At 41.3% G+C, this 15,733-nt stretch carries 17 protein-coding genes; 7 read left to right on the top strand and 10 right to left on the bottom strand.

Annotation, left to right across the window (positions count from 1 at the left end):
• Nucleotides 1-6: 6 nt before the first annotated feature.
• From OQX61_RS02525 to OQX61_RS02510, 4 genes are all read left to right on the top strand, one after another.
• The gene (locus OQX61_RS02525; protein WP_265840078.1) at nucleotides 7-1,542 is read left to right on the top strand and encodes a RagB/SusD family nutrient uptake outer membrane protein; all 1,536 of its coding nucleotides are present in this window, start codon (nucleotides 7-9) and stop codon (nucleotides 1,540-1,542) included.
• Nucleotides 1,529-2,206 (top strand): fasciclin domain-containing protein, encoded by a 678-nt coding sequence (locus OQX61_RS02520; RefSeq protein WP_265840077.1) that lies wholly within the window; start codon nucleotides 1,529-1,531, stop codon nucleotides 2,204-2,206. The genes OQX61_RS02525 and OQX61_RS02520 overlap by 14 nt, the downstream gene beginning before the upstream one ends.
• A gap of 17 nt (nucleotides 2,207-2,223) precedes the next feature.
• On the top strand, nucleotides 2,224-3,201 hold the full coding sequence (locus OQX61_RS02515; protein ID WP_265840076.1) for a DUF5007 domain-containing protein: 978 nt from the start codon (nucleotides 2,224-2,226) through the stop codon (nucleotides 3,199-3,201).
• Nucleotides 3,202-3,340: 139 nt separating this feature from the next.
• A complete protein-coding gene (locus tag OQX61_RS02510) occupies nucleotides 3,341-4,276 on the top strand; it encodes a hypothetical protein (RefSeq protein ID WP_265840075.1) in 936 nt (311 codons plus the stop codon).
• 33 nt (nucleotides 4,277-4,309) lie between these two features.
• Here the strand turns inward: OQX61_RS02510 and OQX61_RS02505 are convergent, their stop codons facing one another.
• The 5 genes from OQX61_RS02505 to OQX61_RS02485 all read right to left on the bottom strand — a co-directional run bounded on the left by OQX61_RS02505 (nucleotide 4,310) and on the right by OQX61_RS02485 (nucleotide 8,383).
• Nucleotides 4,310-5,065, bottom strand: a complete 756-nt coding sequence (locus OQX61_RS02505; protein WP_265840074.1) for an HAD-IIB family hydrolase — start codon at nucleotides 5,063-5,065, stop codon at nucleotides 4,310-4,312.
• Nucleotides 5,062-6,078 carry a class I fructose-bisphosphate aldolase gene (locus OQX61_RS02500; protein WP_265840073.1) on the bottom strand — a complete coding sequence of 339 codons (1,017 nt, stop codon included), beginning with the start codon at nucleotides 6,076-6,078 and terminating at the stop codon, nucleotides 5,062-5,064. The genes OQX61_RS02505 and OQX61_RS02500 overlap by 4 nt, the downstream gene beginning before the upstream one ends.
• A 116-nt stretch (nucleotides 6,079-6,194) precedes the next feature.
• Nucleotides 6,195-6,815, bottom strand: a complete 621-nt coding sequence (locus OQX61_RS02495; protein WP_265840072.1) for an HAD-IA family hydrolase — start codon at nucleotides 6,813-6,815, stop codon at nucleotides 6,195-6,197.
• 121 nt (nucleotides 6,816-6,936) lie between these two features.
• Nucleotides 6,937-7,284, bottom strand: coding sequence for a hypothetical protein (locus OQX61_RS02490; protein WP_265840071.1), 348 nt, complete (start codon nucleotides 7,282-7,284; stop codon nucleotides 6,937-6,939).
• Between the two features lie 163 nt (nucleotides 7,285-7,447).
• Entirely contained in the window at nucleotides 7,448-8,383 is a 936-nt protein-coding gene (locus tag OQX61_RS02485; RefSeq protein ID WP_265840070.1) for an NADP-dependent oxidoreductase, read from the bottom strand.
• Between the two features lie 84 nt (nucleotides 8,384-8,467).
• On the opposite strand from OQX61_RS02485, the gene OQX61_RS02480 reads away from it, so the two are divergent.
• Nucleotides 8,468-9,313 carry an AraC family transcriptional regulator gene (locus tag OQX61_RS02480; RefSeq protein ID WP_265840069.1) on the top strand — a complete coding sequence of 282 codons (846 nt, stop codon included), beginning with the start codon at nucleotides 8,468-8,470 and terminating at the stop codon, nucleotides 9,311-9,313.
• A gap of 9 nt (nucleotides 9,314-9,322) precedes the next feature.
• Here the strand turns inward: OQX61_RS02480 and OQX61_RS02475 are convergent, their stop codons facing one another.
• Both OQX61_RS02475 and OQX61_RS02470 read right to left on the bottom strand, forming a co-directional pair.
• Entirely contained in the window at nucleotides 9,323-10,174 is an 852-nt protein-coding gene (locus tag OQX61_RS02475; RefSeq protein ID WP_265840068.1) for an SUMF1/EgtB/PvdO family nonheme iron enzyme, read from the bottom strand.
• Complete coding sequence (locus OQX61_RS02470; RefSeq protein ID WP_265840067.1) at nucleotides 10,158-10,877, bottom strand: hypothetical protein; 720 nt, start codon at nucleotides 10,875-10,877, stop codon at nucleotides 10,158-10,160. The genes OQX61_RS02475 and OQX61_RS02470 overlap by 17 nt, the downstream gene beginning before the upstream one ends.
• Nucleotides 10,878-11,169: 292 nt before the next feature.
• On the opposite strand from OQX61_RS02470, the gene OQX61_RS02465 reads away from it, so the two are divergent.
• Nucleotides 11,170-11,772, top strand: coding sequence for a DUF5025 domain-containing protein (locus OQX61_RS02465; RefSeq protein ID WP_265840066.1), 603 nt, complete (start codon nucleotides 11,170-11,172; stop codon nucleotides 11,770-11,772).
• Between the two features lie 187 nt (nucleotides 11,773-11,959).
• The gene (locus OQX61_RS02460; RefSeq protein WP_265840065.1) at nucleotides 11,960-12,862 is read left to right on the top strand and encodes an alkaline phosphatase family protein; all 903 of its coding nucleotides are present in this window, start codon (nucleotides 11,960-11,962) and stop codon (nucleotides 12,860-12,862) included.
• Nucleotides 12,863-12,916: 54 nt separating this feature from the next.
• On the opposite strand, the gene OQX61_RS02455 is transcribed toward OQX61_RS02460, so the two are convergent.
• The 3 genes from OQX61_RS02455 to OQX61_RS02445 form a co-directional block, all read right to left on the bottom strand.
• Nucleotides 12,917-13,216 carry a DUF4242 domain-containing protein gene (locus tag OQX61_RS02455; protein WP_265840064.1) on the bottom strand — a complete coding sequence of 100 codons (300 nt, stop codon included), beginning with the start codon at nucleotides 13,214-13,216 and terminating at the stop codon, nucleotides 12,917-12,919.
• A gap of 157 nt (nucleotides 13,217-13,373) precedes the next feature.
• On the bottom strand, nucleotides 13,374-14,921 hold the full coding sequence (locus tag OQX61_RS02450; protein ID WP_265840062.1) for a serine/threonine-protein kinase: 1,548 nt from the start codon (nucleotides 14,919-14,921) through the stop codon (nucleotides 13,374-13,376).
• A complete protein-coding gene (locus OQX61_RS02445) occupies nucleotides 14,921-15,724 on the bottom strand; it encodes an FHA domain-containing protein (RefSeq protein WP_265840061.1) in 804 nt (267 codons plus the stop codon). The genes OQX61_RS02450 and OQX61_RS02445 overlap by 1 nt, the downstream gene beginning before the upstream one ends.
• Nucleotides 15,725-15,733: the final 9 nt, after the last annotated feature.

Here is a 15,733-nt window from a genome sequence, read left to right as displayed (position 1 = left end):
TTAAAGATGAATACTAAAAAATCATACGCAGCCATAGCCCTTGTGTTCCTGATGGCTTCAACATTGCTTTTTTCTTCCTGCAAAAAGCTATTGAATTTTGCCCCTGAAGATGCACCTTATGAAGGTTCCTTCTGGAAAACACAGGACGATGCGGTTTCTGCCTTAGCGGGTGTTTATTCCTTGTCCAGACAATCCATGGTGAGGGGAAGCGAAAGCGAGAGAATGTCACACTTTAGTTATGGCGATCTTTCTACCAATGAGTTTGTGAAAGTGAATGGCCATTTTACATTGAGCTTTTTAATTGAAGGCGATAAGTATTATGGTACCGGAATTAATATCGGAGATTTTATTGGCCCATACCTGGAAGATCTTGGAGATTGGCAGTCCTACTATACCACCATTAATATGGCCAATACGGTACTGGATAAAGTAGCTAAAATGCCAGACAATGTGTTTACGGGAGATAGAAAAAACAGAATCCTTGGAGAAGCTTACTTCCTGAGAGCCTATACCTATTTCTATATGGCCAGGATTTGGGGTGATGTGCCATTGGTATTAAAGAATAATCCTGATCCGGTAACTTCGGTGAACCTGGCACGTACTTCAGAAAAAGTGGTGTTGGATTCTGCCCTGGCGGATCTTGATAAAGCACAAAAGTTACTGCAGTTTTCAACAGGCCCTGATCGCGCTATTGCTGCGGATAAAGGAGCTGTATTTGCCCTGAAAGCAAACGTACTTCGCTGGCAGTATTTTCTGGGTAAAAACACTGAAAGTGGCCTGCTGACAAAAGCCGTAGCCGCCATCGATTCCATAACCAACTCAAATAACTACAGCTTAGTTCCTGCAACAGACTATAAGAGTTTATACAAAGGACGATCTTCAGAAGCTATTTTTGAAGTCGCTACGAGTCTGAGTCAGAATGAGTATCAATTGGGGACAGGTTTCTTCTATACCACTACCATGATGCCTTATATTAAAAGTAAAGGTAGTATGCCGGTGATCCTGAATGGTAATTTCCTGGACCAGATCTATTACTATGACAATGATGCCAGGGTGGCCTATAATTTTGATAAGACCAATGTAGATAACTGGATCCTGACCAAATATACAGGTCGTAATGGAGAGAATGTTAAGTATAGAAATGCAGGAAACAATACCGACCCAATGGTAGATTGTAACACACCTATTTTTAGGTTGGGAGAGCAACTGTTACTTCGTGCTGAATGTAATGAACTATTAGGGAATTACGGACCGGCAATTACCGATTTAAATGAAGTGAAACAGCGTGCTGGAATTGATCCCTATGAAGGGAGTAATGCGGATTTAAGAACAGAGATCTTTGAAGAAACCTACAGGGAAATCGCATTTGAAGGCCAATTGTGGTATGTTATGATCCGTAATAAAAGGTTGGCGGAATATACAGAAGGACGTTTTCCTTCCAGTCGTTTTGATCAGGACGGATGGAAATGGCCAATCTCAAGAAATACCCTTCAGAAGAATCAGTTATTGATTCAAAATAAATATTGGAATGGAAGAAATTAAGCACATCAAGATGAAAATTAAGCACATACTCATACTGGCCTTTGTGGTAGTCGCCATGGCCACAGCCTGTAAAAAGGATAAGTATATCATTGGTGGTAGTATTCATGATGCACACGTGAACATGACTACTTATGATTACCTGAAAACGAATCGTTTGTTTGATACTTTACTGGTTTTAGTGGACAAGGCCGGAATGAAAGAAGAAATCAATGGAGATGTTACCTTTTTTGCACCAACAGATTACTCGATTAAAGCTTTGTTGTTCAGAAGACAAGAGAAATTGCGTCAGGATAATAACGATGAAAGTTTAACCTATACCCTGAACGATCTTCCGGTTCCAGAGCTTAGAGACTCCTTACGTTCTCATCTTTTTGCTGGTAAAATTACCAGAGAAAGTCTTAGTTTATCGAATAAACTATTCACTAGTAAGTCTAATGAGGCATTTTCGGTGAAATTGATAGAACAGGAAAGCCCGGGGCTGGTAAGCGCTAAACCTCAGATTTTATTCCTGATAAAGTTAAGAAATGGATTGGATCCTAATCCCCTCCCTACAGAGTATCCGGTTTTAGATATTGATCTGTTTACGTTTGCACAAACGTCAAATATTCAGACCACAACCGGCGTACTACACGTTTTGACGAATACACATAGGTTTTACTGGTAGCTAAAAGAAATAATCTGATGAAAAAAAATATAATGATTACGGGGGCTTTGTTGCTCTCAGTTGCCATCTGGACAGGTTGTAAAAAGATAACTGTTGGCTTTTTAAGTGATGATGTCTATTATGTAGGCAGTCCGTTCCAGGTAGAGAAAGGTAAAAATGGATTCCTGACTTCCGAGTTAAAGGGAGATGGTTCTACAGTGCCATTGAAAATCAAATTGCTGAAGATTAAACGCAAAGGAACAGACCAAAATGCGGATGAACTGTTTAAGGAAGTACCGGTTTACATTTACAAAACAGCATTTGATCCGGAGGTACATACCACACTGGAGAAATTAAACTCGATCAGAGAACTGAAGTCGAAACCAATATTTGAGTTTCTACCTAGCGGACAGTTTTTGTTCACTGCCGGAACAGCAGTGATTCCTACAGGATCACAATATACGTTTGACCTGGAATTGAGCAATGAGAGCGGTACAAAAACCTATACGAATATTGGTGAACTGGATTTTGTGGAAGCGCAGGCTTTTTCTATCAACAGGAATTCGGCAACTTATCTGCAGGATGGTGGCGCGACTTTCGAATCGCTGCCTCCGGTAGAAATTACCGTCACAAAAACAGCGCCTACGGGTACAAATGTAGTGGTGAAGTATGTGGATGAAGACGGGGTTCCTTTCAATCCTAAAGCTGGCGAACTCATTGTTCGTGGCGACAGGCCTACCCTGGATTCTTATGCAAAGTTCAATCCGGTAATCAAAACCGATACCGAAATGAGCCTTAATTTTGAGATCATTCCATTCCCTTACAAAACGATTACCGGATACGGTTCATTTGATATTTTTTACAGAATCCCAAGTGAGTTTGTGAAAGTAACCAATCCAAAAGCAAGTTATCCGGCTAATACCAGGTTTAACATTAATCCTGCAATAGGTTTCCAACTGAAACAAGAAGGTAATTATCTTGTAGAAGTGAAAATTATAGGCATAAAAAGGAAGTAGAAATACTGCCATGTTTAATAGCCCGCATCATTTTTATGGTGCGGGCTATTTTGTAAAGGGGTAGGACTGATGACTATCTGCACAGATTTTATGTTCTTACCATTTTATTATGTAATTTTCGTCTTTAAATTAACGCTCCATGGAATTAAAACGTAGGTCCTTTTTAAGGAATGCATCAATTATTGCAAGTACTGCCTTTATAGGTAAGCCATTATCGGCGATCGCCGGTGTAAGTAAAACGGTAAATAGTTTGGCAAACGGAAATACAGTGACCGTTTTTCATTCCGGAAACCTCAATGGTCAGATAAACACCAATCTCCAACAGCTGGGGGGATTACAAGAAATCAATCATCTGGTAAAACGTCAGGAGACTGCTGGTTTAATGCTGGATGCAGGGAGTTTTCTAGGTGATACCGATGGGAAAGTGATGGTTTCTATGATGAATAGAACCGGTTATCATGCGGTTAATATCGGGGATTCCGAATTAAAGAATGGGGAAGAAGCTTTAGCGGATTTGTTGCCTTATATGAGTTTTCCACTCGTTAATTGCAACTATAGCTTCAGCAATGCCTTGCTTTCTTCAAAAGTGAAATCTCATGTCATCATTCAATCTGGTAACTTAAAAGTAGGCATCACCGGATTAGGAAAGCAAATTCCTGGTGTTCATTTTAAAAACCCTTACCTGGCCTTAAATAAAACTGCAGCGCTATTGAAAGTTAAAGAGGGCTGTGACCTGGTCATCTGTCTTTCTAATCTGGATGAGGAAGATAAAACTTATAACAATACCTTCCTGGCCGAAAAATCTGAATACGTTGATATGATCATCGGGAAAAACGGGCAAAAAGTAAGGGCAGGAGCGTTCATCGGGAGAAATTCAAAAAAAGAAGAAGTGGTGATTAGTCAGGTTGGCTATGATGGATTGATTATTGGTAAAACCAGTTTTTCATGGGATGCGCTTTCGAAAACGAGAAATGATTTCCAGCACAAGTTTCTGGTAGCAGGACTACCGATAAACAATAATGCGAAACAGGCTCAAAGGATATTATACGAGATGAGATCTGCGCAATGGGCTTAAAGTCTTAAAGTTGGTCATCCCTTCTGGTCAATATCAGTTGGGAAGACCATTTAAACAGGTAATAATGGTTTCTATTACTTTTTTAGTCTCCTGAGGATCTTTTACGGAGATACAAACTACCCCGGTTTTTCGGGCAGGCTGGTCATTTCCTCCTTCAAAAAGCGCGTCACCAACAAAGATCATTTCCGCGATAGTAATTTTAAGCGTTTCCTCCAGCTTATGGATGCCATAAGCCTTGTCAATTCCAGGTTTGGTGATGTCGATAGAAGTGGAACCTCCCATCTGGATAGAAAATTCTGGTAAGGAAAGGTCAAGCTGTGCTTTAATTATCTTTCTTTTGCTAAAGTCGGGGTCCCAGCCTTTTTTGGCCTCCAGAGGGGCTTGCTGACCTAATGCAGAGAATGTAATCTGGCTGCCCCGATCTTCGGTTTGTTCTCCCCATATCTTTGCAGGACTAAAGCCGGAAAGAGTAACCGCTTGCTGCAAATTAAGGAGGATCTTTTGTTTTTCTTCAGCAGTAAAATTTTCAGCATACAAGAGTTTCCAATCCCGGGCATAATGGTAATATTTAGTCCCACAGGTAGGCAAAATAGATAAATGGGATAGATTGGCAGTTGCAGGGAGCTTAGAAAGCACCTGTTTTTCAAACTGGGGCCAGTCGCCGCCAGAAATGATGGCCACCTGAGCAACCTGCAGCAAATCGACTAAGAGCATGGCCATTTCCGGATCAATGGCCGACTTACTTTCGGCTAAAGTTCCATCAAGATCAAAGCTGATAAGTTTCTTCATGATGCCGGATTATATTCCGCCAGGCGTGCTGCACGGTTACCAGCTGCGCGATGCGCCAGTGCTTCCTGTGCAGCGGCAACATTTTTATCGTCTCCTTTCCAGATTTCCAGTGCCGGTTGTTGTATCGCCCTGGAAAAAGAAAACGTCAATGGCCATGGCATGATGGATCCATACCTGAGTTGCATCATATTCAGCCGTTCAGAGGCAAGGAGGGGGGATTGGCCGCCCGATAAGAAAGCAATGCCACCAATGGCCGCCGGTACAACCTTAAGAAAACAGGAAATAGTTTCATAAGCGATCGTTTCTGTATCATTTTGCTCCGGACAAGCTAAGCCGGGTAAGACCATGTTTGGTTTTAAAATCATGCCCTCCAGGAAAACCTTTTGTTCATATAAGGCATTAAAAACTTCCTTTAAAACATCCTGTGTCACTGCGGCACACCTTTCCATGGTATGCGACCCATCCATCAATACTTCAGGCTCTACGATTGGCACTATTCCGGCCTCCTGACAGATTGCTGCGTAACGGGCAAGGGTATAAGCATTGGCAGCAATACACGTTTTTGTAGGGAGCGCTGAATCGATATGGATTACCGCACGCCATTTTGCAAAACGCAAACCCATTTGATAATAGTTAGTCATACGGTTAGTTAATCCATCCAGCCCTTCAGTAATGGTCTCTCCCGGAAAAAAGGAGAGCGGAATGGTGCCCTGATCTACCTTTATCCCCGCAATAATGTCTTTTTGTTTTAAGATCGTAAGGAAGGACTGGCCATCATCTGTTTGCTGATGCAGGGTTTCGTCAAAAAGTATGGCGCCGCTAATGCTTTCTTCCAGTTGGGGGGTAGTTACAATCATTTGGCGGTATTTGCGACGGTATTCTTCCGTTTGCGGAATTCCCAGGGCCTTAAATCTTTTGTCGCAGGTACCCGTACTTTCGTCCATGGCCAATATTCCCTTGTTGTTGCTCATTAACCTTTCGGCGAGATGTTTAAGTTCTTGGTTGTTCATCATTTGACTTTGTTTTAGCCCGTTTAACCGGTTGTATTAACACTGTCAGCGGGTGTGTTAGTTTAATCAGCTGGTTGTTTTTGCTTTATGCGCTGCGCATTTGAACTTTTTCAGGTGCTTCATCCGGTTGGAGGTTGATGTGATTCCAGAATTTGTTTAGTCGTTAGGAAATCCTGATGATGAAAGCTGAGGATCCCGAGTTTTTGGGCAGCCTGCATGAGCATCAGCCGGTCATCAAAATACAGACACTCCTCAGGACTAACCTGCGCGATTCCCATGGCCAGGTGAAAAATCCCCGGATCCGGCTTACGCATGCCCACTTCGCAGGAGGAAATAAAAGCATCAAAACAATCATGCAAACCAAATTTCTGAATCCGGTAATTATTGATTTCCCGACCTTCATTGTTAATAGAGATCACTCTGAATCCGCAGGTTTTTTTCCATTCTTTTAGCCAGGGGAGGAAGTCTGGTAATGCTACAGATTGAGCAAACATGAAATCCTTAAAATCTTGTTTGGTAAATGATCTTGGGTGATTGAATACAACAGTGTTCAGGTAATCATCCAATGTGATTTTACCAATCTCATAAACATTAAAAATGAAGTTGTGGAGCACATCCATTTCCTCATAATTGAGGTCGAAACGTTCGGCGGCTTCCTGTCGGGATTGATGCCCCCAGCCATTGTTAAGCAAGACACCACCGACATCAAAAAAAAGCACTTTAATTCTGGATTCTTTCATACATGAATTTTGATTATAACAATATTCAGAGGTATTAGTTTGCGGTCGACAAACACAAGGCCGGTTGTTTCTACCGGAAGAAGGGGCTGGATTTTATGTGGAGGACGAAATCAGATCAGTATTAACTGTCTTGTTTTGGCGCTAAAAAGAGCATAAAAATAGCCGTGATTTTCAAGAAACCTGAAAACAATTGCAGGGAGAAAGGAATAGTAAGGGCCTGATCTGGCATTACTAATAGAGGAACAGTACTTATCACAGTTACAAATAAGAGCACCCATTTTACCCAATGTTTTCCAATAAATGCAAAATATCCCAATGTCATGAACATTAAGGAGGTTTCAATCCCTGTTGCGATGTCAAAATCAGGGGTTGTCCGACTATGAAGAACGCCGACAACTACATCAATTATTATGGCTAAGAAAATTAAATATGATGCTAGTTTGAAATTCCTGTGGATCTTGTCTTCCATTGTTATTTAAAAAGCCGAAAGGTACAACTAAAATCAGCGCAGCCCAAAAAAACCAAATTAAACCAGTTTCCATTTGGGAATATAGTCATTTAGCAAAGCCTGCACTTGTGCAAATGTAGCACAAGTGCAGGCTTTGCTTATTTCCCTTTTTTTGATATTCTCTTTATAAAACAACGACAATCTTGCCTTGTGTTCTACCTGTTTCCAGAGACCTGTGGGCCGATGCCATTTGATCAAAGTTAAAGGTTTGCGAAACATGAGATTTCAGCGCTCCGCTTTCCAGCAGTCCGGCAATTTTCTGCATGTTCTGACCATCAGATTGCACCATCGTGAAATAACCGTTGATGCCCATTGCCTTTGCTTTTTCGGTCACCTCTTCTCTAAGTCCTGAAGGAATACTGATGATGGTGCCACCTTTTTTGATCACTTTTAAAGAACGGTCAATATTATCGCCACCGATAGCGTCCAGCACAAAGTCAATATCGCTGGTGAATTGTTCCAAAGGACCAGCAGAATAGTCAATATGTTCATCAGCCCCCAGGCTCATCACAAAATCTTTCTTTGCTGCGGAAGAGGTTCCGATCACATAAGCACCCAGCTGTTTGGCAATCTGGACAGCATAATGGCCAACGCCTCCCGCTGCTGCATGGATTAACACACGGTCGCCAGCCTTGATTTTGGCATGATCTACCAATACCTGCCATGCCGTTAATGCGGCTAGTGTCGCTGCTGCGGCATCAGTATGGCTGATTTGAGCTGGTTTTAAAGCCAGCTGATTTGCCGGAACCGCCACATATTCGGCATAGCCTTTTCCATGTCCCGGAAAGTTAACCATCCCAAATACCTCGTCGCCAACTTTAAATGCTTCATCATTAGATTCCTGCACAACTCCTGAAATGTCCCAGCCGAGAATCATTGGGCTTTCTTCCTTTATTTTTCCGGAAACGCCCTTTCCTTCACGGGTTTTGATATCTACAGGGTTAATGCTGATTGCCTTTACCTGTACCAATACTTCCTGTTCTTTTATTACCGGTTTCGGTAGTTCTTGTATTTGTAACTGATCCGCAGATCCAAAGTCTTTTAATATGATAGCTTTCATGGTGTCTTGATTTATAAAATAAAATTAGCGATGTTTTTATTGGATTCTCTGTACATCTATTCGTTAAATCAGTAAATTCGTACTATGCATAAGGAAAGTTTGTACGAGCCATTTGAGATTGTTTTTAAGGAATTAAATGAATGCCCTAAAAAAGCACATGAACATAATTTTTTTGAACTGGTATACATCGTTTCCGGTACAGGACAACAATGCATCAATAAAAACAGATTTACTTACCACAAAGGACATATGTTTTTGATTACCCCGGACGACTGCCATTCTTTTGACATCGCGGAAACCACGCAGTTTCTGTTTATCCGCTTCAACAACATCTATATTAAAAATAGCGCATTACAACAGGATAATATTCAGAAGCTGGAGTTTATTTTGCAACATGCCAATCATCAGCCTGGCTGTATATTAAAAAACCAGGTAGACAAAACGCTGGTAGAGCCTATGATCAATGCGATTATCAGGGAATACGTAAACCGTGATCTTTATAATAAAGAACTGATCCGCCAGTTGGTGAATACCCTGATCATCGTAGTAGCCAGGAATATTGCGAAATCCTTGCCCGAACAGATTAATGAGCAATCGGAAGAAAAGGCACTGGACATTTTGGAATATATCCATAGCAACATTTATACGCCTGAAAAACTGACCGCTGAACATCTGGGTGCAACTTTTGGGATTTCAGAATCTTATATGGGGCGTTATTTTAAGAAACATGCTAATGAAACCTTGCAGGACTACCTGATGCAGTATAAAATGAAACTGATTGAAAACAGGTTATTGCATAGCGAATTGCGAATCGGTGAAATTGCCAGAGAGTTTAACTTTACTGATGAGAGCCATATGAACCGCATCTTTAAAAAGTATAAAGGGGATAGCCCATCCGCTTATCGTAAAGCAAGAAAAGTAAGCGTATAGTACATTTCATCAATGCTGTGGCGTTTGAATTTTCAGTACCCTGAATCCCTGGTTGCTAAAAGATGCGTGTGGATTGACTCTCCCGATATCTAATGAGTTAAAAAAAACACAGGCATAGTTGCTGCACCACCAGGAACCACCTCTGGCATGTACTACCTTCCTGTTTTTTTGGTCGGTTATTAAAGTGCCTTCACAAAATTCAAATACATTCCCGTACATATCGTACAAACCAGAGCCATTGGGTTTAAAGCTGGCTACCGGGGCAGTATAGTCATATCCATCTGTTAAGTCGGGACTGAGGTGATCGCGTCCATGCCAGATGTTGGCATATTGGCCGATCTCCTTAACATCTTCGCCCCAAAAATAAGTAGTTTTAGCACCTGAGCGTGAGGCAATTTCCCATTCATCGAGTGATGGCAGCCTCACTTTTGCCCATTTGCAATAGGCTTCGGCATCTGCGTAACTGATACTGGTTACCGGATGGTTCATTTTATCCTCAATGCCACCTCTGCCGGTCCCATTTGGAAACCTCCAAAAGGCAGTACTATCATTCAGCCACCTGAACTCTGCAAGTCCGGGCTCAAAAACCATGGCGTTTTTCAAACGTTCGGCATCGGTCCGATAATTCGTGGCCAGGACAAACTTTTCAAACGAGCGGTTGGTCAGCTCTGTGGCAGCCATGTCAAAACCAGGTGTACTGACTTTTCTCAGCCGGTTAAGCTGGTGTTCGCGACCACCCAGCCAGTATTCCCCTTTGGGAATGTGGACAAAACCGGTGTCCGATTGTGCTGTTGCTTGTTGGCTGAAAACGCCTGTTGTACACAACAGGAGCATCCATCTAAACTTACTTTTTACGACCATTGTAGAAATTTTCAGCCCTGCTGATAATCAGATCTTCATTGGCCTTGTTAAAATTCAGGAAACTCCGGTAGGTACTATTGTTGCCATAAAGCTTTAGGTAAGTGGCAGAAGTCATGAATGGCTGATAATCATTTTTCTTCATGAGCTGGATCAGGACGGTAAGAATATCATGATCCTTATGGTCAATATTATAGGTTTTGATCAGCAAAGGGATCATTTCCCAGCCATTGACATATTCAATGGTTATTTTATAATTCAAGCCTACCTTTTTACTTCTGTTTATCGATTCGGAAATCAGGGAAAGCACAGAATCCCGGTTGCTGACCAGGAAGTTAAGCTGCCTTTCACTCCAGCTTTCTTCATCGAAGGCATCAGGTAAATTGCCGAAAATTTTTAGTTCCTCTTCTAAAATAGGCGTAGGGATATCGCAGTTCTGACTGGATACTTCCGCATGAATCATATGATAAGTAAACTTTTCCGGCAGGGAAAGACTCTGGTAGTTTTTGGGACTCAACACATTAAAATAAACATCCCCGTCTCCACCAGTTGCTTTTATACCGGCAATCAATGCCTTTACTTTAACCAGTCCGTATGGAGGGACGGTAATTTTTAAGCGATTGGTATGATAGGCCTGGCTGGCAGGACTTGCTTCTTTAAATTCCTGGTTATCTTCCTGCGCAAAAACAAGGGTTGAACTAAGCATTGCAACAGCTAAAAAGACAAACCGGGGGTAATATTTTAATGGAATTATCATGGCGTTAAACATAGGTTAATCAAAGCTAAGAATTAATTTCCTCAGAATAAGGATTAAACCGCTACCCTGGCCCAGCGCTGTAGAAACGAGGTACAGGCTAAGATAGCCCGGATTATACTTTTCAGTTAAATGATTGAAATATTGATTTTTATTTTCGATTATTAATTTCTTTAGTAGGGTGTTATGTATCTTGCAAAAAGCATTTTTCTGTTTTTTGATCTAAATTTAAATAATGATTAACATGAATAACAATAAAGCTAATACTTACTTAAGCGTACTCCTGTGTTTAATGATCGGATTCAGCCTGTCTTCCTGTACAAAGGAACAAGTACAGCAGGAAGAAAAACAAGCCTTTACGCAGTATTTTAAGGGTACTGTTGGTACTCAGGCTATTAACGTTCGTAACACTTTGAGGGACGACGACAGGTCGCAACTTCAAGGCTCCTGGTCTGGACTGGACATCGCTATTGGAAATCAGATTGAAATATATACGGTAAATGTGAAACTGCCTAAAGAATTATTAAATACAACTAATGAGGCAAAATTGAGATTTCAGATTAATAACATTCAAAAAAAGCAATACCAAATTAACGTTGATGATCCGTACGAAACAGACTTTGGTACATTTATTTATCTGATGAAAAACCCAGGCCTGGATAATCAAGTCATTTATCAAACCAGCAGTTTGAAAAAGCCTTTCAACATAGAAATCACAAAATATGAGTTTCCAAATGGGGACATACTTCCAATGGTTGGCGGAAAATTGAATGGTGTTTTATACAATGAAAAAAATCTGATGGATTCTGTTGTCATCCAAAATGGTGATTTTGAAGTATGGCGTTAATATTATAAAAGCAGCCTCGGTAATGAGGTGGCAGCAAATTCCAGTGTCAGGCAGTATTTTAACTTTGACTCACCAAAAACATTCAGGTATTTTAATTGCTGTGTAAGTCTTCCCGGGATGTAACTCAGAATGCCGCAATTGCCGAAATTGGATTATATTAGTATTCATTAGAATTGTATTTTTAGACATGAGAAAGTTTTTTTTTAAGTTATTCTTTTTATCAGTTGCCTCGATTTCAGCGATGGCACAAAAAAGCCCGACCAGGGTATTGATCATTGGTCTGGATGGATTTAGTACAGAAGGTTATAAAGTCGCAAAACACCCCAATATCGATAAGATGGTGGCGGATGGCGTACTCTCCTTAAGCACCAGACCGGTGATGCCTTCGATTACTTTACCCAACTGGACCAGTCACATGACGAGCTCCGGTCCGGAAGAACACGGAGTAACAGCTAACAACTGGACTTTGGAAAAACATCCTTTACCAGCAATAGCTGTTGATGAGCAAGGTTATTATCCTTCCATTTTTAAGGTGTTAAAGGACAAGATTCCTAATGTAAAAACAGCTTATTACTATAACTGGAAAGAACTGATCAATCCTATCAATCAGAAATACCTGGATGAGGTTGCTTTTGAGGAGAATGATGGATATCAGACGAATTATAATAAGGCCTTTGATTTCATCAGAAATAACAAGAAAGACCCGAGTCTGATTTTTCTTTATAGCGTGCACACGGATCATGCCGGGCATGAATTCGGCTGGATGTCTGCACCCTATATCAAGGCCATTGAAGAAGCAGATGTTGCAATTGGTGCCTTACTGGAAAAGTTAAAAGCGGAAGGGCTCTACAAAGACACCCATTTTCTTTTGATCACCGATCATGGAGGTATCAACAAAGGTCATGGTGGGGTTACCATGAACGAAATGCAGATTCCCTGGGCCATTACCGGACCTCAGATTAAAAAACGCGGACTGGTCACAGATTTCAATAGCAATAAAAACACCTCATTTGTGCTGGCAAGACTTTTCGGCATTAGCAAGTTACCAGATGCCTGGACGGGTAGTTTGCCAAATGTGATATTTAAGTAGAAATTTATCAATAGTTTACGAAGTATCCCCGCTAAACAGTGGGGACACTTTTTTTTACTCAGCCGTTACCGGATCTATCACTGCCGAGACTTTATTTACCGAATTTGCCGGAAATCCACCTTTTTTTGCATGTTCAAGTACCATTTCCTCATTTGGGGCATTATAGATACAATAGATTTTATCAGTCGTGACATAGCTGTTTACCCATTGTATTGCTGGTCCCATTTCGTTTAATACCTCGTTGGAGGTCTGTGAAATTACTTTCAATTCTTCAGCGGTTAATTTTCCTGCTCCAGGAAGTTCCCTTTCAATTACATATTTTGGCATGGCTGTAGTTTTTAAATTTCTAATCATCCAGGTTCAATATTCAATAGGGACAATAGGGAAGGTTAAATTTTGCGACTGCAAAATAGACGGATTAGCAACCAGCAGGAAATCTGGAATGTTGCAGTTGAAATTCAACACTTAAATTTACGAAAAATACATGAAAATACATAGGAATAAGCTAAGCTTATTCCTTCACTTCCTTCAGGTCGTTTTTATTTAACCAGCCTTTGGTAACCTGTCCGTCTTTAGCCGTATGCGTTACATAAATAAAGCCCTTGTCTTCCTCAATTACGTTAAACTTCGCATTGTTCCATAAACCCAGTACACCGTTTTTTTGTGAGGTTGGACTTGCTGCTTCATAAAAATAAATAGTCCCTTTAGGTAACTGGTATTTTTTACCCTCGCTAACAATAACAGGAACATTCTCTTTCGCCTTAGCTTCAGCTTCTGCGCGTTTTGCTGCGGCAGCCATCTGTGCTTCATACTCTTTCTTCAGACTATCAATTTCAACCTGCTGAGCAGCAGTGTCAATGGCAACCGGCTGAACTTGTGCCGTCGTATCAGGCTCATCATGCGTTTCAGTACTGGTTGTATCAACAGTGGCTACTTTTGTCGTATCTACTAAAACGTCATGCTTAGCAGAACCATCACCTTTCATGAACAGACCATAAGCGGAAAGCATAGCTAACATCACGATGGATAAGATCATTAAGGTAAACACAGGCTTCGACAACATGACCTGGTCTGTTGCCGGGGTTACAATGGGTAATTCTTTCTGATATAAAGGAGCTGGCTTTGCCGCTACTTCAGCAACCGGAGCTATAACATCACCGCCTCTATGAATAATGGCATCTTGTAAAACAGCGCCATTGGCATATCGGTTTTCGGGGCGCTTTTCTAAACACTTCTTAATGATCTGCAACAACCATTGTGGTACATTCGCTTCCTTTTTTTGTTTCTCCGCATCCCAGCTTTCCGGTAACCGGTTTCTACGTAAAGATAAAAGGTCAGGTACCTCAGCTTCCATGTGTGAAATCATGACCTGGTTGCGCGAACTTTCGTTCTTATTGATCAGTGGGAAAGGCACGGTTCCGGCAAGCAATTCGTAAAGGATAATGCCGTAGCTGTAGATATCCGTCTGAAAAAACATCTCCCCGTCGTGTTGCTCAGGCGCCATAAACTCAACCGCACCGGCATGGCGCAGACTCGTACGACGTTGCTCGTCAGACATGATTGCCAAACCAAAATCCAGCAATACATAATTACCGGTTTCCGTGTTGAATTTTACGTTGTTACTTTTTATATCACCATGCTTAATGCCCACACGATGGCAATGCGCAAGTGCATTCGCCAGTTGTTCGGCCAGTTTAATGACCTCATGGATCGTAAATATCGGGCTGTGAGGCGGCATTAAAAGCTTCTCGAGGTCCGGGCCTTCAATGTATTCCATCTCAATAAAAGGGAAGGAGCCACTTTCAGTAAGCCCTGATCCCAGTATTTTTACCACATTAGGATTTGGAACCTCATTAACCTTTTTAAGCTTTTCAACCTCGTTTTTAAACCTGATGAAGTTCTTGTCATCCTCACCTTCTGTATGTATAGGAGTAGGCATAATCTTCACTGCCGTGATGATTGTTCCCACCCGTTTACCCTTATACACAGAACCCTGACCGCCTGTACTTAAAGCACCCAGATTTTCTAATCCTTCTGTTATCGTAAAAACTTTACTCATTATACAATATTAGTAATTACTGAATCAATATAGCTAAATTCTAAAACTGCAAGCTCACCTAAAATAATCTGATCGCCTTCCTGTAGCGTGTGGCCAAGTTCGGCAACATTCAGTTTTACTGGTGTATGGTCGCCTACGGACCTCATTCTTACCTTATTCCGGGGAGGTATACCACCTTCATCGGCAAATAAAAGAAAAGAACCTGTATTGTTATCCCATTCTATATGTGCATGCTGTCTGCTGATGAATTTATTAGCCTCATTTGTGCTGACATCATGAAAAGCAATGTGATTAATCCTGAAAAAGCCATCACTCACCTGAACTTTAGCTGCTCTACCGATATTGATCTTCCCATCGGTAGCTGTAATCTTATATTCCATCTTCTCCGAATCGCCATTTAAGGTGCGGATATAGGCTGTTTTGGATTTCTTAACCACCACATGTTCCGGCGTTCTGATGTAAAGCGCCGCATCTATGTTGGGTAGTTTTATGGCATCTGCGGGCAATTCTTCTACGAAATTAACCTGTAAAGTCCAGTCGGCGGGTAAATCTATGGCAAAATCATCAACTATACGTTGGATTTCATTTTTAAATCGTGCCTCATCTTCCGCAAAAACAGCAGATTCGTACATGTACCTTTCGGCTGGCAAACAAGCCAGGAGTAGGGCAAGGCCTTTAATGTGCTTGCCTTCACCGCCTTCAAGCTTTTGAAGTTCCTGCTTGATAGCAGTCAGCAATGCCTCTCTGATGGCTTTTACGTCCTGCAAGGGCTCTGGTTTGCTTTTATTAAATAGGTTAAACATACAATCTCT

The organism is Pedobacter sp. PLR (assembly GCF_026239675.1).
Lineage (GTDB): Bacteria > Bacteroidota > Bacteroidia > Sphingobacteriales > Sphingobacteriaceae > Pedobacter.
This window is presented reverse-complemented; position numbering and strand designations above follow the sequence as displayed.